The organism is Thermosynechococcus sp. QS41, assembly GCF_031583515.1.
In the GTDB taxonomy this organism is placed as follows: Bacteria; Cyanobacteriota; Cyanobacteriia; order Thermosynechococcales; family Thermosynechococcaceae; genus Thermosynechococcus.
The window spans coordinates 910462-929208 of record NZ_CP134181.1 but is presented as its reverse complement, the minus strand read 5'-3'; the positions used below and the strand labels follow the sequence as shown (position 1 = coordinate 929208).

Here is an 18747-nt window from a genome sequence, read left to right as displayed (position 1 = left end):
GTGATCCTACACTGCTGCCAAGGGTTGGTGGCTAATCGTTGTTCCCAAAATCTCTAAAAATGCCGCCAACCACTGGGGATGGGCAGGCCAAGCGGGCGCCGTGACCAGATTGCCATCCACTACGACTGCATCCACTGCCACACTGGTAAAGTTACCCCCAGCACTCACGACCTCAGGGCCACAGGCCGGATAGGCCGTACAGGTTTTGCCCGCAATAACGCCTGCTGCCGCCAACAGTTGGAGGCCGTGACAAATGGCTGCAATCGGTTTTTGGGTCTCGCCGAAGTGCTTGGTGATTTCTAGGACCCGTGGATTGAGGCGCAAATACTCTGGGGCACGACCCCCCGGCACCACTAGTGCATCGTAGGTAACGGGGTCAATCTCTGCAAAAGTGGCATTGAGGGTAAAGTTATGTCCCCGCTTTTCACTATAGGTTTGATCCCCCTCAAAATCGTGAACTGCCGTGCGAACAATGTCCCCAGCGACTTTATCAGGGCAGACAGCATGCACGGTATGACCCACCATTTGGAGGGCTTGGAACGGCACCATCACTTCGTAATCTTCCACATAGTCACCCACAAGCATGAGAATCCGTTTGCCGCTCATGATTCGCTGCCTCTTAAACTGACCTGTCTTGATCCTGACATAACTTGTGTTACCGGCAAAAGTTAATCTTAGTAAGGGGAATAATCAGGTGCAGTGTAGTGCTAAAAAGACAGACCTCGGCTGGGGTTTACTTTGTGGGTGCTGGCCCCGGTGATCCAGAATTACTCACCCTCAAGGGACAACGGCTGATCCAAGAGGCCGATGTGATTTTCTATGCCGATTCTCTTGTGCCGACGGGGATTTTGCAGTTTGCACCGCCGAGTGCCACCTGTATTCCCACAGCCGCAATGACTCTTGAAGAAATGATTCCGCTGATGGTTGAAGCAGTCCAAGCGGGTAAAAAAGTGGTACGGTTGCAATCGGGAGATCCGAGCCTCTACAGTGCCATTCACGAGCAGATTGCCCGCCTCACCGAAGCAGGCATTACCGTTGAAGTTGTCCCCGGCATCAGTGCCTATCAATTGGCCGCCGCCCGCCTCAATGCCGAACTCACCCTACCCGAATTGGTACAGACAATTATCCTCACCCGTGCCAGTGGCCGTACACGCGTCCCACCAACAGAAGAATTGGCCAGTCTAGCCGCCCACAAAGCCAGCCTTTGCCTCTACCTGAGTGCGAATTGTGTCCACCGTGCCCAGCGAGATTTGCTTCAGCACTATCCACCCGAAACCCCAGTTGCTGTGGGCTACCGCTTGGGATGGCCCGATGAGCAGTTGTGGCTGGTTCCCTTGGCTGAAATGGCGGCGTTTAGTCAGCAGCAGCGCTTGACGCGCACCACCCTTTACCTGATCAGTCCAGCACTGGCAGTACAACATCAAGGCCATGGCTCATTGCGCTCCTGCCTCTATAGTCCAGAACATCACCATCTATTTCGCCCCCATTAACCTGCGTATAATTGGGATACCTTGTAGGCAAAGGCTGTGGACAACTGGCTAAGCAAAGCACTGATCTTTTTGATTCGCGCTTATCAGCATTGGATTTCGCCCTTATTTTTGCCCACCTGTCGCTATAGGCCCACTTGTTCTGTCTATGCGATTGAGGCGATCGCCCGATTTGGAGCAGTCAAGGGAACCTATTTAGCTATTCGTCGTATTTTGCGCTGCCATCCCTTTGCCGCCGGCGGCTATGACCCTGTACCCGATCCCCACGATGACTCTGTGCCCCCCTCTTCCCCTTGTTAGTGTCCGGGAGAGCCTATCGACCCTCTACGGCATCGGCATAGCGATAAATTTCTATTCCCAATGCTGCGGCAACCGGTCGTGCCCGATCATCTACCATTGGCGAAATCACGATTTTACGGTCAATTTGGCGTTGGGGGTGACGTGCATAAAAATTCACCTTGCGATCAAAGATATACATCCCTGCCTTGTCAATTGAAGATTTATAGCTATTTCGAAAGGGAGTGAGATATTTTCAAGAGGCATAGGCTATACTCAAAGCGTCATGAATCTTACTCAAGAATATGAGCTATAGCTTGGACTGACGAGAGCGGGTTGTCTCCTATATCCAGCAAGGTGGCAAAATCAGTGAAGCAACTCAAATCTTCCAGGTCAGTCGCGCCACTATCCATCGCTGGCTGAAGCGAGAGGACTTAGCGCCCACGGTTGTCCCCCGTCGTCCTTGGAAACTGGATTGGGCGGCCTTAGCAGCCGATGTTGCTGCCCATCCCGATTGATGGAGAGCGAGCGGGGAAGCGTCAGAAAAGAGAGAGTTGAGTCGCAGGACGGTATAGACACCAGAAAGACTTCATCGCCCCAATGCTGTTTTGCGGATACTTGAATGCGGTAGGGTTTGTGAGCTGGCTGAGTCAGTACTGTTTGCCGGCGTTAAAGAGACCGTCGTTGTTGATGATGGATAATGCACCGATTCATCCAAAAGGGGCGATTCAGGCAGTGGTGAAAGCGGCGGGTCACGAGGTGTTATTTTTACCGAAATACTCTCCTGATTTGAATGTGATTGAGCACGACTTCAGTGCGCTGAAGCGAGCGCGGATGTATGCAGGGTCAAACAGTTCGATTGATGAAGTGATTCGCAAGTATTGTGCTGGATGATATCTCATTTTTTATTGGAATAGCTATATGTGGTGAATGGCAAGCCTGCCATCGAGTGGGTGATGGATCGCTATCAAGTCACTGTGGATAAAGACAGCCAAATTCGCAATGACCCCAACGACTGGTCAGCAGATCCCCGCTACATTATTGACTTACTGAAGCGCGTGGTGCGAGTGAGCGTCGAAACGCTCCAGATTGTCCAACAGCTTCCAAAGTTCAAGCTCCTCAGCAAAAAGGCAACTGCCCCCTGATTAGCGCCTAGGCAAAGACTGCCGTGCGATTGCCATACACCAGAATCCGATTTTGCAAATGCAGCCGTACTGCCCGTGCCAAGACCACCCGTTCTAAATCCTTGCCCTTGCGAATCAGATCTGCCACCGTATCGCGATGGCTAATGTGCACAACTGCCTGCTCAATAATCGGTCCTTCATCCAAATCCGCTGTAGCATAGTGGGCCGTGGCACCAATGATTTTTACCCCCCGCTCATAGGCACGGTGGTAAGGATTCGCCCCCGCAAAGGCAGGCAAAAATGAATGGTGAATGTTGATCACTTGGGGAAAGGCCTCAATAAATTCTGGACTGAGTACCTGCATATACTTGGCCAGCACCACCAGATCGATGTTGTAGTCCTTGAGCAGTTGCAGCTGCTTGGCTTCGGCAAGGGGCTTGGTCTCTGGTGTCACGGGGATATAGTGAAAGTCAATGCCAAACTGTTCGGCAATGGGACGTAAATGCTCATGGTTACTGATAATCAGGGGAATTTCCGCAAAGAGATCCCCCGCTCGCTGCCGCAGCAGCAAATCCCACAGGCAATGATCTTGGCGGCTCACCCAAATGGCCAAGCGATAGGGAATATCCGACGCCCGCAACTGCCAGCGCACCCCTTGCCAACTGGCAAAGACTTTTTCCCGCTGTGCATAGTTGATAAATGTGGCAGCAATCTGATCGCGGGGGATTTCAAAGTCCTCTAGTTCCCACTCGAGGCGGGAGAGAAAAATGCCCGCGACAGCATCCGTGTGGTGATCAGCATGAACAATGTTACCGTTGTAGCGATAGACAAACTGCGCCAACTTGGCCACTAACCCCCGCTGATCAGGACAGGAAATGCAGAGGGTCATGGTGGGCATGGACATAGGAATAAAGGGAATAAAGCAAGGCAGAGCAACCTGTATTCTACTACTGCTGAGGACTGGCGGCGCGATTTAACACCTTGGCGAGGTACTGCCCTGTGTAGGATTGGGGCACCAGTGCCACCGCTTCAGGGGTGCCGACGGCAACCACCTCTCCGCCGCGATCGCCCCCCTCTGGTCCAAGGTCAATAATCCAATCGGCACAGCGAATCACATCCAGATTGTGCTCAATCACCAAAATCGAGTTGCCTTTGTCCACGAGACGCTGCAATACATCGAGGAGTTTATGCACATCGTAGAAGGACAGACCGGTGGTGGGTTCATCAATCAAGTAGAGCGTTTTGCCCGTGGCACGCCGCGACAGTTCAGCCGCCAATTTGAGGCGTTGGGCTTCGCCCCCAGAGAGGGTCGGTGCCGTTTGCCCTAGTTTGAGATAGCCCAAGCCCACATCCACGAGGGTTTGCAGCTTGCTCACTGCCTTGGGGATATTTTCAAAAAAGGCCAGTGCCGTCTCGGCGGTCATATCCAAAACGTCGGCGATCGAGCAGCCTTTGTACTTCACTTGCAGGGTATCGCGATTGTAGCGTGCCCCCTTGCACACTTCACACTGCACATAGACATCGGGCAAAAAGTTCATCTCAATCACATTGACCCCTTGGCCAGCGCAGGCTTCACAGCGTCCGCCCTTGATATTGAAGGAAAATTGCCCTGGTTTATAGCCCCGTGCCTTGGCCTCCACGGTTTGGCTAAAGACCTCACGGATAACATCAAACACCCCAATGTAGGTGGCAGGGTTCGAGCGGGGGGTACGACCAATGGGAGACTGGTCAATGACAATCACCTTGTCAATGGCATTTAAGCCTTCAATCTCGCCAAGTCCCTTGGGGAGCGGCACACTGTGACCAAGATGGTGCTGCAGGGCAGGATAGAGGACTTCGTGCATGAGGGTGGATTTCCCCGACCCCGATACCCCCGTCAGACACACCAGCTTACCGAGGGGAATTTCTACGGTGATGTTCTTGAGATTATTGCGAGATACCTGTTTGAGAATCAGGGATTGACCATTCCCCGGCCGGCGATCGCTGGGAGTTTCAATGCGCTTGCGCCCCGACAGATAAGCCCCCGTCAGGGAGTCGGGATGATTGAGAATCGCCTCTAGGCTGCCTTGAGCCACAATCTGGCCGCCGTAGATCCCCGCCCCTGGGCCAATATCAACAATGTGATCGGCAGCGCGGATCGTGTCCTCATCGTGTTCGACCACAATCAGCGTATTCCCCAAGTCCCGCAGGCGAAACAGTGTTTGCAGGAGGCGATCATTATCCCGCTGATGCAAGCCAATACTGGGTTCATCGAGGACATAGAGCACTCCCGTCAGGCCAGAGCCAATTTGAGTGGCCAAGCGAATGCGTTGGGCTTCACCACCAGAGAGGGTGGCCGCACTGCGATCCAGCGTCAGGTAATCTAGCCCCACATCCACGAGAAACTGTAATCGCGCGGTCACTTCCCGCAGAGCCAGCTCCGCAATCTGCTGTTGGCGGGCACTCAGTTGGAGCGATCGCAGCCGTGCTAAACACTCGCGAATCGAGACACTGGTGAGATCCGTGAGGCGATATTGCCCCAAGCGCACTGCTAGGGCGGCGGGTTTTAGGCGTTGACCACCACAGGCGGGGCAGGTTTGATTGACTTGGTACTCTTCCAATTTTTGCTTGTAGGCTTCGGAGGTGGTCTCGCGGTACTGCCGCTCTAGAATTGGGATCACCCCTTGAAATTGGCGGTAGTAGTCCCGTTTGCGATAGCGGGAATCGGCAGGAACCAGAATTGGGGTATCGGTGCCGTAGAGGATAATTTCCCGTTGCAACTCCGTGAGGCGGTACCACGGTGTATTGATGTCAAAGCCAAAGGCCTCAGCAATGCCACAGAGGAGAGCAAGGTAGTAGTCGTGTTCTTTCTCGGCCCAGGGGGCGATCGCCAGATAGACCGGTAGTTCAGGATTGGGGACAATCAACTCCGGGCTAAATTTGCGCAAATAGCCCAAGCCATGACACTCTGGACAGGCACCGTAGGGGGAGTTAAAGGAAAAGAGCCGCGGCGATAGCTCATCCATCACTGCCCCATGCTCCGGACAGGCAAAATTTTCGGAAAATAGGAGCGTTTGACCCTCAGCCTCACCCTCGCGGGGTACCACACTGACCATTGCCGTACCATTGGCATGGTGCAAGGCAGTTCGCAGCGAGTCCGCTAAGCGTTCCTCAATCCCCGGCTTCAGCACAAGGCGATCGACAACAATTTCAATCGTGTGGGCATGGTTTTTATCCAGTTCAATGGCATCACTGAGGTCGCGCACCTCGCCATTAATGCGAACCCGCACAAAGCCTTCACTAGCAAGACTCGACAGCAGTTTTTTATGCGTGCCCTTTTTCCCCTTGACAATAGGAGCTAGAACTTGAAAGCGCGTCTGAGGGGGCAACTGCATCACCTGATCCACCATTTCATCAATGGTTTGGGGGCGAATCGAGCGATCGCAATGGGGGCAATGGGGTTCACCCGCACGGCCATAGAGCAGCCGCAGGTAATCATAGATTTCCGTCACCGTGCCCACCGTCGAGCGAGGATTGTGGGAAGTGGACTTTTGATCAATGGAAATCGCTGGACTCAGCCCCTCAATGGCATCCACATCCGGCTTATCCAACTGACCGAGGAATTGCCGTGCATAGGCACTCAGGGACTCCACATAGCGGCGTTGCCCTTCAGCAAAAATCGTGTCAAAGGCCAGAGAGGACTTACCGGAACCAGAAACCCCTGTCATCACAATCAGGCGATCGCGGGGCAGATCGAGGTCAATGTTTTTCAGATTATGCTGCCGTGCACCCCGAACCCGAATTTCACCCGTAGGCACTGGATCGCCCATGCTGCAAACTGCGAATGTTAAAAAACGTTACATTGAGCGTTATTATAGCAACGCGGCCAGACCCGTTTGGCGCCACGCAATAAAAAAGCGGGGTGTGGTTTCCCCGCTGTGAGTGTGACTTAGGTTACTTGCGGTGAACCCAGTGAGTCTGAAGGATTCACCGACGGGTTGGGCTTAGTAGTCGAAGTCACCGCCCATGCCGGCACTGGCACCCGCAGGATTGTTGTCCTTGGGTTCGGGTTTGTCAACGATGATGCACTCGGTGGTCAGCACCATACCGGCAATAGAGGCCGCATTTTGCAGAGCCGAGCGGGTGACTTTGGCAGGGTCAACGATACCAGCATCGAACATGTTGACATATTCATCTTTGGCAGCATCATAACCCACATCGAAGGGTTTTTCTTTCACCCGTTCGACAATGATGGCACCGTTTTGACCCGCGTTTTCAGCGATGCGACGCAGGGGAGCGCTAAGGGCACGCTCAACAATGTTGGCACCAATCAGTTCTTCACCCGTCAGGTGCTCAGCCGCCCAGTTGCTCAACTCAGGCGCCAAGTGCACCAAGGTGGTACCACCGCCGGGGACAATCCCCTCTTCAACAGCGGCTTTGGTGGCGTTAATCGCATCTTCCAGACGGAGTTTGCGATCTTTCATTTCGGTTTCAGTGGCAGCACCGACTTTAATCACGGCCACACCACCGGCCAGTTTGGCCAACCGCTCCTGCAGTTTTTCTTTGTCATAGCTGGAGTCGGTTTCTTCGATTTGGCGACGGATTTGCTCGCAGCGAGCTTTGACGGCTTTTTCATTGCCTTCGGCCACAATCGTGGTGTGATCTTTGGTGATGGTGATGCGGCGAGCTTTACCGAGCATATCCAGCTTCGTATTTTCCAGCTTCAGACCGGCATCTTCGGTGATCACTTGACCCGCTGTGAGGACGGCAATATCTTCGAGCATTGCTTTACGGCGATCGCCAAAGCCGGGAGCTTTCACCGCAGCCACATTCAAGACACCGCGCAGACGGTTGACCACGAGGGTCGCCAAGGCTTCTTTCTCGATGTCTTCAGCAATGATCACCAGCGGTTTACCGGCGCGAGCCACTTGTTCGAGGATCGGCACCAGATCTTGCACTAAGGTGATTTTCTTGTCGGTGATCAGCACGAAGGGTTCATCAAGCACCGCTTCCATGCGCTCGGTGTCGGTGGCAAAGTAGGGGGAGATGTAGCCCTTGTCAAAGCGCATCCCCTCAGTGACCTCGAGTTCGGTGGTCATGGATTTGCCTTCTTCGAGGGAGATCACGCCTTCTTTGCCCACTTTGTCCATGGCATCGGCAATCATCCGACCCACTTCTTCATCGTTACCGGCAGAGATCGCTGCCACTTGGGCAATGGCTTTGGAATCTTCCACCGGACGGGCATGTTCAGCAATTTTTTCCACAAGGAAGTGGGTGGCTTTGTCAATCCCGCGTTTCAGGGCAATGGGGTTAGCACCGGCAGCCACGTTGCGCAGCCCCTCTTTCACCATGGCATGGGCAAGAACCGTTGCCGTAGTCGTACCGTCACCGGCAGCATCATTGGTTTTCGAGGCGGCTTGGCGGATCAGCGCCACACCGGTATTTTCAATGTGATCTTCCAGTTCAATTTCTTTGGCGATCGTCACCCCGTCGTTGACAATTTGGGGAGCGCCAAATTTTTTCTCCAGAACTACGTTCCGTCCTTTAGGACCAAGGGTCACGGCCACGGATTCAGCCAAGATGTCCATCCCTTTTTCGAGGGCACGACGAGCATTTTCGTTGTAGATAATGCGCTTCGCCATAGGTGTTTCCTACCTCAATCGTTCAACAGTGATGAAAAATCGCACAGAAATGTAAGGAGTGTCAGCGACTTAGCCAACAATGGCCAAGATGTCTTTTTCCGAGAGGAGAACGTAGTCTTCGCCCGCCAGTTTCACTTCAGTACCGGCATATTTGGAGTACAGCACTTTGTCCCCCACTTTCACATCCATGGGCTGACGCTTGCCGTCTTCAGTGAGTTTGCCAGGACCGACGGCGGTCACTTCGCCCACTTGGGGTTTTTCACGGGCGTTGTCGGGCAGGAGGATGCCCCCTGCGGTACGTTCTTCACTTTCGCTGACTTTGACAAAAATGCGATCGCCCAACGGCTTCACAGTTGAAACGCTTAGAGATACGGCTGCCATAGCGTACTGTTCTCCCAATTGTAAGAGTATGGATTGATAGCACTCACTGCACGGCTCATCGCGCAGTTTTTGGGGGGCAAGAGCATCACTTGCAGTTGTTTAGCACTCTCACCCTTCGAGTGCTAATGTAGCGAGAGACGGTTGGCGATCGCAACTCCTGTTGCAGTACGGTTTTCCGAACGGAACTTTAGCTCTTTAGTCCCGTCGTGGCAATGCCGCGAATCAGTTGCCGCTGACCCAAAATAAACAAAATCATCACCGGCACAGTGGCAATCACCGCCGCCGCCATCATCAACGGCCAATCATTGGTGAACTGCTCCTGAAAACTGGCCAAGGAAAGCTGCACTGTGATCAGTTCTGGCTTAGTGGTAAAGACCAAGGGCTTAAAGAGGTCATTCCACTCCCCAATAAAGGTAAAGATAAAGAGTGTGACCAAGGCCGGTCGGCTCAGGGGCAAGAGAATATGCCAGAGGACTTGCCAGCGATTTGCCCCATCCAAGAGGGCTGCCTCCTCAAGGGCAACGGGCAATGTGAGAAAAAACTGCCGCATCAAAAAGACGCCAAAGCCATTGGCCGCCGTCGGCAAGATCAAGGCGCCATAGGTATTGATCAGATGACCCGCCTTGAGGATGAGGAAAATTGGGATCACCAAAAGTTGAAATGGGATCACTAGGGTTGCCAGCATCAGCAGCAAAATCGTCTGTTGCCCCGGAAACGAAAGTCGCGCAAGGGCGTAACCCGCTAGGGCTGAGGTCACCAACTGGAGCGCCGTTACCGCTAAAGCCACAAACGTTGAGTTGGCAAAGGCCAAGATAAAGTGTCCCTGCTGCCATGCTGCCTGATAGCTCTGCCATGTCCAGCCTTGGGGTGGCAACAATTGGGTAGGTAGGGTTCCCGGTGGCCAGCCCGACGTACAGAGCACCACCAGTAGGGGGCTGAGAACCAGCAACGCCCCCAATGTCAATACTAGGGTCAACCCCAAGGAGTGACCCCTGCCCAAGAGCCGTTTCAGCCCATCCACAACCTTCCGCTCCCCAAACAAAACCCTGCGCCCTTCGGAAAGCCAGCCTCTTGAGAGCTGCATGTCCAATTCTCCCTCATCCCTGCTTTAACTGCCAGTGAGGTACATTCTCCTTCCCCCTTTCATAGAGATTGATCTGCCCCACTCAGGGGGTTGGGAGGGCGCTTGAGGACATCCTTGCAATCAAGATTTTGCTCAAGACGCTATCAAGGGAGCACTATACCACCCTTTGCGTCTCGCAAGACAGTGTTTGACCACCCTCCTGAGGACTTGCTTATTCAAGGTGCTGCAGGCACAGAGACCGATTCCAAGACAAAGCTTTGAGTTTCCTCCCCAAGTTTGCATAGGAGACAAGCTGTGCCAGTTAGAGAAGTTGCAATTGTCCACCCTTGTGGAGTGTCCAGTAATGACTCATCTGTACAACCCAAATCCTGCTGTTATTTACCGCTGGGTGATGAGTTCTTGCCTTGTTGGTTTAGGATGTGCAACCCTGCACTTAGCTCCTGTAACTGCCCAAATTGCCGTCTATGAAGGGCGGCGTGTCACCGGGGATGTTACCATGACACTTCCCGACGGCAGCACCTACAAAGGGGAATTGCTCAATGGTCGCTTTAATGGCCAAGGTATCCTCACAATGGCCAATGGCAACCGCTATGAAGGGGAATTTCGCAATGGCCGCTACCACGGTCAGGGGGTGCTCACCTATGCCGATGGGGGACGCTACGAAGGGGGGTTTGTGGATGGCATCTTCAATGGCAAGGGCACTCTCCAACTGGCCAATGGTCAACGCTACGAGGGCACGTTTCTCAATGGTCAATACCATGGGGAGGGGGTGCTCACCTTTCCCGACGGTACCCGCTATGAGGGGCAGTTTCTAGCGGGCAAGTATCATGGAACTGGAACGCTCTCCTTCGGAGATGGCACAAGCTATGCCGGACAGTTTCGCAATGGCTTATTTGAAGGACAGGGGGTCTTTACGCTACCAGATGGCTCCCGCATTGTGGCCACATGGCGCAATGGTCGCCGCGAACCCCGCTAATCTGCTTCAATCAGGCTGTGAGTGATCCGCTGACGGCGGCGCTAAGTCCCTACGCCCGCTTTGGGGTGCGCCTTGGCCTTGAACCCATCCAAGCGCTGCTGAGTGCTTTGGGGTCTCCCCAGTTACAGGTGCCCTTGATCCACGTTGCGGGGACAAATGGCAAAGGGTCGGTGTGTGCCTATTTGGATAGTGTTTTGCGGGCGGCGGGCTATCGCACGGGGCGTTATACTTCACCCCATCTGTTGAGTTGGTGTGAGCGCATTTGTGTCGATGGTGAACCCATTGCCCCTGAGGTCTTTTTGACCTTGATTCAACACATTGAAGCGGTACTGCCACAGGTGGCTTATCCCCCCAGTCAGTTTGAAGTGATCACGGCGGCGGCATGGTTGTATTTTGCCCAGCAGCGGGTGGATGTGGCGGTGATAGAGGTGGGCTTGGGGGGGCGCTTGGACGCGACCAATGTATGTCAGCCCCCTTTGGTGAGTGTGATTACCTCCATCGGTTGGGATCATTGGCAGCGGTTGGGCAATACCTTGGGGGCGATCGCTGGCGAAAAAGCAGGTATTCTCAAGCCGGGCGTGCCAGCCGTCATTGGCCCTGTTCCCCCCGAGGCAGAGGCGGTGATTGCGCAGCGTTTGGAAGCTTTGGGGTGCCCAGCGATCTGGCCAGAACCAGCGCAGTGGTGTGCAAAGCGGCCGGGATGGGCGATTTGGAGGGGGATGGAGTACCCCTTGCCCTTGGCTGGAGAAATGCAGTTGGTCAATTCAGCGATCGCGATCGCCACGCTACAACAGTTACAATCTCAAGGCTGGCAGATTTCCCGAGAAGCGATTCAACAGGGAATGGCACAAACCCGCTGGCCGGGACGACTGCAATGGTTACAGTGGCAAGGGCGCAAACTGCTCATTGATGGTGCCCACAATGCTCCTGCCGCCGCCTACCTACGGCAATACGTGGATCAACTGGGCTGGACAGAGGTGACATGGGTGGTGGGGATGCTCGCCAATAAGGATCATGAGGGGATTCTCAAACATCTCCTGCGAGGGGGCGATCGCCTGTGGTTGGTACCCGTACCGGATCACGCTAGCGCTGACTTAGAGGACTTGAAGGCACTTGCCTACACCTGTTGCCCTGAGTTAGGGGAATGCCGTCTTTTTAAGGAGGTGACTGAGGCACTCGATAGGGCAGGCGATCGCTGTGTGGTCTGTGGCTCCCTTTACTTAATTGCTGGCGTTTTGGGAAAGAACTCATAATTGATGTGGGACACTCGCTTTCAAGGAGACACTTATTTCTACGGCACAGAGCCAAACGATTTCCTCAAAGCCCATGCCCATGACTTTGTGCCCCAAGGGCAAATTCTCTCCCTCGCCGAAGGGGAAGGGCGTAATGCCGTCTATCTTGCCCAACAGGGATATGCCGTCACGGCTGGGGATGCCTAGGACTGGCGAAAGCCCAGCGCCTTGCTCAAGAACGGGGAGTCGCCATTACTACCTAATCACTGCGATCTGCGGGATGTTGACCTTGGTGAAAATGCGTGGGATGGGATGATTGCTATTTTTTGCCATCTGCCACCGGAGCGGAACGGTAAAATCAAGGTAATGTTGTCCTATTGCTATGCCGCCGCGACGCACCCGTAGCCAAGTCATTATTCTCGATGCCCTTAGAGCCAGTGGCCGAGCGCTCTCGGCACAGGAACTATTTTTGGAACTACGGCAGCGGCAAACTCCCCTAGGACTGGCAACGGTTTATCGCACCCTCGATAGTCTGCGCATCAATGGTGAGGTGCAAGCACGGGCGTTGCCCAGTGGCGAATTGGTCTATAGCCTCGTGCAGCAGGATCAACACTACCTCACCTGTTTGCACTGTGGGGCATCGATTCAGATTAACTGCTGCCCAGTCCAGCACTTAGAAGCTGAGCTACAACAGTCCTACCATTTTGAGATTTTCTACCATACCCTTGAGTTTTTCGGTCTTTGTGCCAAGTGCCAAGTGACGGTGCAGCGCTAAAAGGGTATTCTGGATCAGACAGGTCTTCAGAAAGGGTGTGATTGAATTTGCCAACTGTACCTGGACACGGGCGATCGCCCAAGGCTGGGAAAATCCCTACCGCGTTCGCTATGCCAGCAATTTAGACGATGGCCCTTGGCATGGCATGCCGCTGGGGGGGTTTGGCGCAGGCTGCATTGGCCGTTCTTCTGCTGGGGATTTTAATTTCTGGCATATTGACGGCGGAGAGCACATTTTTGGCACCCTAGCGGCCTGTCAATTTAGTCTTTTTGAGCAGGGAGAGCAGACACAGGCCTATGCCCTAGGGACTCCCCCCAACGATGGCCGCCTCAGCACTTGGCAATGGTATCCGGCTGGCAAAGGTATCTACGCTGCCCGCTATCCCCGCAGTTGGTTTGTCTATGAGGGGGTCTTTAAGGCTGAGATCACCTGCGAACAGTTTTCACCGATTCTGCCCCACAACTACCAAGAAACCAGTTACCCCGTGGCAGTGTTTCTGTGGACGTTTAGCAATCCCACGGATCAGCCCCTCACCCTCAGCTTGATGTTCTCGTGGCAAAATACCGTCGGTTGGTTTCGCAATACCACCCCTTTCTCTGCCATTGAAATCCGCGATGATGGCAGCCCCGTCTATACCTACACGCCCCCTTGGGGTCAAAGTGACGGCAATTTTAATGAACTGATTCAAACGGAGTCCTACCAAGGTTGGCGACTGCGCCGTACGCCCCACCCGAACCCACCCCAAGAAGGCGATGGTGAATGGGCAGCATTGGTTCCCACAGGCCTTGGTGAGTTTTTTGGCTGTAGTCGCTGGCAGCCAGAGGGGGATGGGGCACAACTGTGGCAATCATTTTCGGGGGATGGTTCCCTACCAATTGTCAATGATCCAACCCCAGCGGCAGCGGGAGAACAGGTGGCCGCCGCCTTTGCTCTGCGCTTTGCCTTGGCACCTAGGGAAACAAAACAAATTCCCGTGGTCTTGGCGTGGGACTTTCCTGTGACTGAGTTTGGTAAGGGCGTGATCTATTACCGTCGCTACACGGATTTTTGCGATCGCAGTGGCACCAATGCTATCACCCTTGCTGCCCGTGGCCTAGAGCATTACAAGGAATGGCAACAGCAGATTCGCACTTGGCAAGAGCCAATTCTCACCCACCCCGATTGGCCCGACTGGTTCAAGATGGCACTGTGTAATGAGCTATACGTCCTCAGTAGTGGTGGAACGCTTTGGAGTACCGCCAGCGATCGCGACCCCGTGGGGCAGTTCGCCGTTCTAGAATGCCTTGACTACCGCTGGTATGAAAGTCTGGATGTGCGGCTCTATGGCTCCTTTGCCCTGCTGCAACTGTGGCCAGAACTGGAAAAATCCGTAATGCGTGCCTTTGCGCGGGCGATTCCCACCGCTGATCCCACCTGGAGAATCATTGGCTACTTCTATCGCGGTGACCCCGAAACCGCCTACAAAGCCCCTCGCAAACTGGCCAATGCTGTACCCCACGATCTCGGTGCGCCCAATGAGCATCCTTGGCAAAGGACGAACTACACTGCTTATCAGGACTGCAATCTTTGGAAAGATTTAGCTTCTGACTTTGTCCTTTTGGTCTATCGCGACTTTTTGTTTACTGGGCAGACGGATCTCGAGTTTGCGCGCGAGTGCTGGCCGGCAGTGGTGGCGGCCTTGGCCTATTTGAAACAATTTGATCGCGATGGCGATGGCCTGCCAGAAAATGGCGGTGCCCCGGATCAAACCTACGATGACTGGAAGCTACAGGGGGTCAGTGCCTACTGTGGTGGCTTGTGGTTGGCAGCCCTCGAGGCAGCGATCGCCCTCGGCACGATTCTCCAACAACCGCAGGTGGAGACCTACCGCCAGTGGCTCAAGCAAGCTCGCCCCCGCTACCATCAACTGCTGTGGAATGGGGAGTACTACCGTCTTGATACCGGCAGTGGTTCCGATGTGATCATGGCGGATCAGCTCTGTGGTCAGTTCTATGCCCAACTCTTGGGTTTGGCGGATATTGTGCCCCCAGACTGTTGCGATCGCGCCCTGCGGAAAATTTACGACACCTGTTTTCTCGAATTTCACAATGGCCAGTTGGGTGCCGCCAATGGTCTTTTGCCCAATGGTCAACCCGAAAACCCCCACGCTACCCATCCCCTTGAAGTCTGGATAGGGATTAACTTTGGCTTGGCCGCCTTTTTGTGGCTGCGGGGAATGACCCGCGAAGCATGGCGCTTAGCCGAGGTGGTGGTACGGCAAATCTACGAGAATGGTCTGCAATTTCGTACACCGGAGGCGATTACGGCCAATCGGACGTTCCGTGCCTGTATGTATCTGCGACCCATGGCCATTTGGGCACTGGCTCTCGTCAGCCGGGGATCACGAGCCACCTAAAAGTTTTGTAACCTATTTTACATTGTTTCAGTTTTCTAGGGTAATTGAAACTGCACTCCCTGCGATCGCCTTATCCGTCTCATCATCACATCTTATCTTTCCTCAATTCCCTCTAAAGGCCATAGGGTGTAGGCTCAAGATCAAGAAACAATAGCTTTTCACTGGTTCTGGAGTACGCACCATGACCCCCTTAGCGCGATCGCTAGCTGCCCATCCCACTAGCTTTGCCACTATTGAGCGCTATTTACAGCAAGAAGAAGTGATTATTTTGCCCATGGCTACCGTCTATAGCTTTGTGGTGAATGGCACCAGCCCAAGGGCAATAGCGAACCTACGCCGTCTCAAACACTTTAGTACAGAGCAACCTCTGGCTATTCTCACGCGGAGCGATCGTGCTGCTGAAGTGGCAGAACTCTCTCGAGATGCTAAAACCATGGTGGATCACTTTCCCTATCCTGTCACCATGATTGTCAAGGGTAAACCCCACCTCGATCCACAAATTATGCAGGGGTTTAACTGTGTTTATCTGGCCTGTCCCGACCAGTTCATTTACGATCTAGTGGGGGCTTTGCCCTTCTTTTTAGTGGCAGCAACGGTCAAGGTGGGAACGGAACTGATTGTCAACTTTGAGGATGCCCAAAAATACTACGGCGAGCAGGTACCGCTGATTGTGGATGGCGGCCGCTGTCGCTATGGGCGGCGGGGCACACTCGTGGACTTTACGCTGGCATACCCAACAATCATGAACTTTGGTCCTGTATCGGTGGATGACTTACGACCCATCTTGCCCCATATTATTTTGCCCTCCCATTTAATGAAGTAGATATAGTTCATTTGAGAAGTAGCCCCTTTGACTCCCCACTATGTACGACCGACCAGAACCTGAAGCGGGAGCTATGATGCAAGATCAGCCGAAATAGACTTAAAGATAGCAGGGAGGGTGTAGTCATCCTTTTGAAGCGGAAATCTTTAGAATGGGGTTACAAGTCGTCTCATAATAGCCAGTTTTAATGGAGCGAGAAGAAATTATTGCGCTCATTCAGCGTGAGCTACCGCAGCTTGTGGCTCAAGACCCCAGCTTGAGAGATTTCATCCTGCGCACGGTCTTGGACGTTTCTTTGCCTCGCCGTGAGGCAGATATCAAGTTTGACCGTATCCTCACGGAACTACAGCGCGATCGCGAGGAACAGTCACGCCGCTGGCAAGAACAGGCCAAGCGTTGGGAAGAACAGGACCGCAAATGGCATGAGCAACTTGCAGAGATTCGGCGTCTTGACAAGCGGTTTGACAGTACAATTGGTGCCCTTGGTGCTCGCTGGGGAATTGCTTCAGAAACCAGCTTTCGCAACGCCCTCGCTGGCATTTTGACGGAATCCTTTGGGGTTGAAGTTTTGAACTTAACCCTCTACGACCATGAGGGTGAAGTCTTTGGCCGCCCTGATCAGGTGGAGCTAGACTTGATTATCAAAAATGGCTTAACCATTGCCTGTGAAATCAAATCTTCTATTGATAAGGCAGGGATGTATATTTTTGACCGTAAGGTGAATTTCTATGCGCGGCATCACCAGCGCCAAATTGACCGCAAAATTGTGATTTCGCCAATGGTTGATCCGCGTGCACGACCTGTGGCTGAGGCGCTAGGGATTGAACTCTATAGTTATGCCGACTCAGTGGAAGGCTTGTAATGAACGATAATGCGGGTGAAAATGCCCCACCACTAGGCTAGGCTTGGAGCATTGGAATCCCGCACCTGTATTTACGAGCCCTACAGCATGACTTGGCTGCAGCACATCTTTATCAGTTTTTGCAGTTCAGGTCAGTTGAGTGGCTGTTGCTCTCTAGGTACCTACAATCAATGCTTCAACCGATGAAACGGAAGCCATCTGTCGGGAATATGCCGCTAAGGATAAACGGATTCGCTACGTGCGACAAGCCCAGAATTTGGGCGCGGCAGCGAATTTCAAGTATGTGCTGGATGAGGCAAGGGGAGAATATTTTATGTTATGTGGGCAGCGGCAGATGATAAGTGGGATCCAAGATGGATAGAGATTCTTTTGCCTATCTCTGCTCGCACTCAATGTATTGCCTTTGGCACATTACAAACCATCGATAGCAGTAGCAATCCAATGCCACATCCTGCCAATAGACGAAATTTCAGCTATACAGGATCAATACTCAGTCGAAGATTGAAATACTATCTGGAACCGGCTTTCTTGGGTAAGGCCAACCCTATTTACGGCATACATCCGAGGCATCTTTTGTTCTCAGTAGATGTATTTAACATTCTTGTATCAACCGAAACAGCAGCGGACATGCGTTTAATCTATGCGTTGCTCGCACGGGCTGAAATTAGGGGAAACAACGGGGTAGTATTGTATAAGCGCATTCATTCAGACTGCACGAGTAGTGGTGTTCAGACACTTACCACGAACAAAAACTTCGCCTCAAAAATTTGGGAGCTCTTTTGCCAATCCTCTGAGGGGTTCAAAATTCAAGAACTAAGAAATTACAGCTCGTTAAGCACAGGTTTTGAACGAGCTATTCTAATTACTTTGTTCCCGTTGAGTTTGATATACATTATAGGTGAGAAGTTGAATTTGACATACATCATACGCGAGAAGATCAGGAATAATCGCCGATTTTTCGCAAAATGAATCCCGCGATCTCAGCACCTGATGCAGAAGTGTTGAAAGATAGTTTGAGAGGCAAGAAAAAAAGAAGAAATGTCGTATTCTTCTCTGAAAATAAGAAAAAATAATCAACTTACTAGGTCATCTTTTGCAACTCTTATCAAGTCCATTCTCAATCGGCTCAGCCCTTGTGACTACCCTGTCCTGCACTCTCAATTATTTTTCAAAATCTGGTTGACCGACACTCTCGACCAAGGGTTAACTAGCATGAGCGCCTTATTTTATCGCTTGAATCATTCATGGGATTACGGTGGACATGTCCACTTTTTCCAAAGCCAATAAAAGTCGGACAACCTGCTTATTTGAGGGGATTTACACTCAACTGATGTCTCAAGCTCAAAAGAGAAATTGTACTTCAAGTCTGACGCTGTTTCCTATCGATTGAGCCATCATTACCCTGACCAGTAAACTCTTTTGAGTGAGAGGAAGTGTTCATTGATTGTACGTATCAAGAATAACATGAGAATGAAGCTCAATCATGAGAAATATCGCGTGGTTCAATTTTTTGACGAGAATCAAGCGGTGTTTCGTATAGCGACAAATCTAAAGCATCTGAGTGATCCTGAATACTTTGGGAAGAAGCTATTGGACGAGTTGCAATATTTGCAACTGGAACTCAGTCGTCGCTGCTCGATAGGGCATTGGAGCCTTGATTGGCCGCCAGAGCTACTGGTCACTTAGAATGTCAAGTTTTGTTGCAGAATTC

18 protein-coding genes and 2 pseudogenes are annotated in these 18747 nt (G+C 52.7%); 13 read left to right on the top strand and 7 right to left on the bottom strand.

Annotated features, from left to right (window positions below; translation table 11 throughout):
* Positions 1 to 6: 6 nt before the first annotated feature.
* Positions 7 to 606, bottom strand: a complete 600-nt coding sequence (locus RHJ80_RS04390; protein ID WP_310744872.1) for a DJ-1/PfpI family protein — start codon at positions 604 to 606, stop codon at positions 7 to 9.
* 98 nt (positions 607 to 704) lie between these two features.
* On the opposite strand from RHJ80_RS04390, the gene cobM reads away from it, so the two are divergent.
* Together cobM and yidD are read left to right on the top strand one after the other, a co-directional pair.
* Entirely contained in the window at positions 705 to 1490 is a 786-nt protein-coding gene (gene cobM, locus RHJ80_RS04385; RefSeq protein WP_206201227.1) for a precorrin-4 C(11)-methyltransferase, read from the top strand.
* A gap of 36 nt (positions 1491 to 1526) precedes the next feature.
* Entirely contained in the window at positions 1527 to 1787 is a 261-nt protein-coding gene (gene yidD, locus RHJ80_RS04380) for a membrane protein insertion efficiency factor YidD (RefSeq protein ID WP_206201226.1), read from the top strand.
* A gap of 13 nt (positions 1788 to 1800) precedes the next feature.
* Here the strand turns inward: yidD and RHJ80_RS04375 are convergent.
* Positions 1801 to 1989: pseudogene (locus RHJ80_RS04375) on the bottom strand (hypothetical protein); the annotation flags it as partial.
* Positions 1990 to 2110: 121 nt separating this feature from the next.
* Between RHJ80_RS04375 and RHJ80_RS04370 the strand changes: the two are divergent.
* Positions 2111 to 2657: pseudogene (locus RHJ80_RS04370) on the top strand (transposase).
* Between the two features lie 32 nt (positions 2658 to 2689).
* Positions 2690 to 2908, top strand: coding sequence for a type ISP restriction/modification enzyme (locus RHJ80_RS04365; protein WP_206201224.1), 219 nt, complete (start codon positions 2690 to 2692; stop codon positions 2906 to 2908).
* Positions 2909 to 2915: 7 nt separating this feature from the next.
* On the opposite strand, the gene purU is transcribed toward RHJ80_RS04365, so the two are convergent.
* The 5 genes from purU to RHJ80_RS04340 all read right to left on the bottom strand — a co-directional run bounded on the left by purU (position 2916) and on the right by RHJ80_RS04340 (position 9901).
* On the bottom strand, positions 2916 to 3791 hold the full coding sequence (gene purU, locus RHJ80_RS04360) for a formyltetrahydrofolate deformylase (RefSeq protein WP_310801541.1): 876 nt from the start codon (positions 3789 to 3791) through the stop codon (positions 2916 to 2918).
* Between the two features lie 43 nt (positions 3792 to 3834).
* Complete coding sequence (gene uvrA / locus RHJ80_RS04355) at positions 3835 to 6696, bottom strand: excinuclease ABC subunit UvrA (protein WP_310801540.1); 2862 nt, start codon at positions 6694 to 6696, stop codon at positions 3835 to 3837.
* Positions 6697 to 6870: 174 nt separating this feature from the next.
* Positions 6871 to 8508, bottom strand: coding sequence for a chaperonin GroEL (groL, locus tag RHJ80_RS04350; protein WP_206201221.1), 1638 nt, complete (start codon positions 8506 to 8508; stop codon positions 6871 to 6873).
* Positions 8509 to 8577: 69 nt separating this feature from the next.
* Positions 8578 to 8889 (bottom strand): co-chaperone GroES, encoded by a 312-nt coding sequence (groES, locus tag RHJ80_RS04345; RefSeq protein ID WP_149820030.1) that lies wholly within the window; start codon positions 8887 to 8889, stop codon positions 8578 to 8580.
* A 187-nt stretch (positions 8890 to 9076) separates the two neighbouring features.
* Positions 9077 to 9901, bottom strand: coding sequence for a carbohydrate ABC transporter permease (locus RHJ80_RS04340; protein WP_225901698.1), 825 nt, complete (start codon positions 9899 to 9901; stop codon positions 9077 to 9079).
* Between the two features lie 415 nt (positions 9902 to 10316).
* Between RHJ80_RS04340 and RHJ80_RS04335 the strand changes: the two genes are divergently transcribed.
* The 9 genes from RHJ80_RS04335 (at position 10317) to RHJ80_RS04300 (ending at position 18722) form a co-directional block, all read left to right on the top strand.
* On the top strand, positions 10317 to 10949 hold the full coding sequence (locus RHJ80_RS04335) for an MORN repeat-containing protein (RefSeq protein WP_206201218.1): 633 nt from the start codon (positions 10317 to 10319) through the stop codon (positions 10947 to 10949).
* Positions 10919 to 12202, top strand: coding sequence for a folylpolyglutamate synthase/dihydrofolate synthase family protein (locus RHJ80_RS04330; protein ID WP_310744313.1), 1284 nt, complete (start codon positions 10919 to 10921; stop codon positions 12200 to 12202). Before RHJ80_RS04335 ends, RHJ80_RS04330 begins: the two co-directional genes overlap by 31 nt.
* A 3-nt stretch (positions 12203 to 12205) precedes the next feature.
* On the top strand, positions 12206 to 12388 hold the full coding sequence (locus RHJ80_RS04325; RefSeq protein WP_310801539.1) for a hypothetical protein: 183 nt from the start codon (positions 12206 to 12208) through the stop codon (positions 12386 to 12388).
* A gap of 175 nt (positions 12389 to 12563) precedes the next feature.
* Entirely contained in the window at positions 12564 to 12956 is a 393-nt protein-coding gene (locus tag RHJ80_RS04320; RefSeq protein WP_206201216.1) for a Fur family transcriptional regulator, read from the top strand.
* A gap of 37 nt (positions 12957 to 12993) precedes the next feature.
* The gene (locus tag RHJ80_RS04315) at positions 12994 to 15351 is read left to right on the top strand and encodes a GH116 family glycosyl hydrolase (RefSeq protein WP_310801538.1); all 2358 of its coding nucleotides are present in this window, start codon (positions 12994 to 12996) and stop codon (positions 15349 to 15351) included.
* Between the two features lie 181 nt (positions 15352 to 15532).
* A complete protein-coding gene (locus RHJ80_RS04310; protein WP_206201215.1) occupies positions 15533 to 16174 on the top strand; it encodes an L-threonylcarbamoyladenylate synthase in 642 nt (213 codons plus the stop codon).
* Positions 16175 to 16361: 187 nt separating this feature from the next.
* A complete protein-coding gene (locus RHJ80_RS04305) occupies positions 16362 to 17036 on the top strand; it encodes a DUF3782 domain-containing protein (protein ID WP_310438466.1) in 675 nt (224 codons plus the stop codon).
* Between the two features lie 166 nt (positions 17037 to 17202).
* On the top strand, positions 17203 to 17397 hold the full coding sequence (locus RHJ80_RS13080; protein WP_315863365.1) for a glycosyltransferase: 195 nt from the start codon (positions 17203 to 17205) through the stop codon (positions 17395 to 17397).
* A 1109-nt stretch (positions 17398 to 18506) separates the two neighbouring features.
* The gene (locus tag RHJ80_RS04300; RefSeq protein ID WP_206201213.1) at positions 18507 to 18722 is read left to right on the top strand and encodes a hypothetical protein; all 216 of its coding nucleotides are present in this window, start codon (positions 18507 to 18509) and stop codon (positions 18720 to 18722) included.
* Positions 18723 to 18747 lie beyond the last annotated feature (25 nt).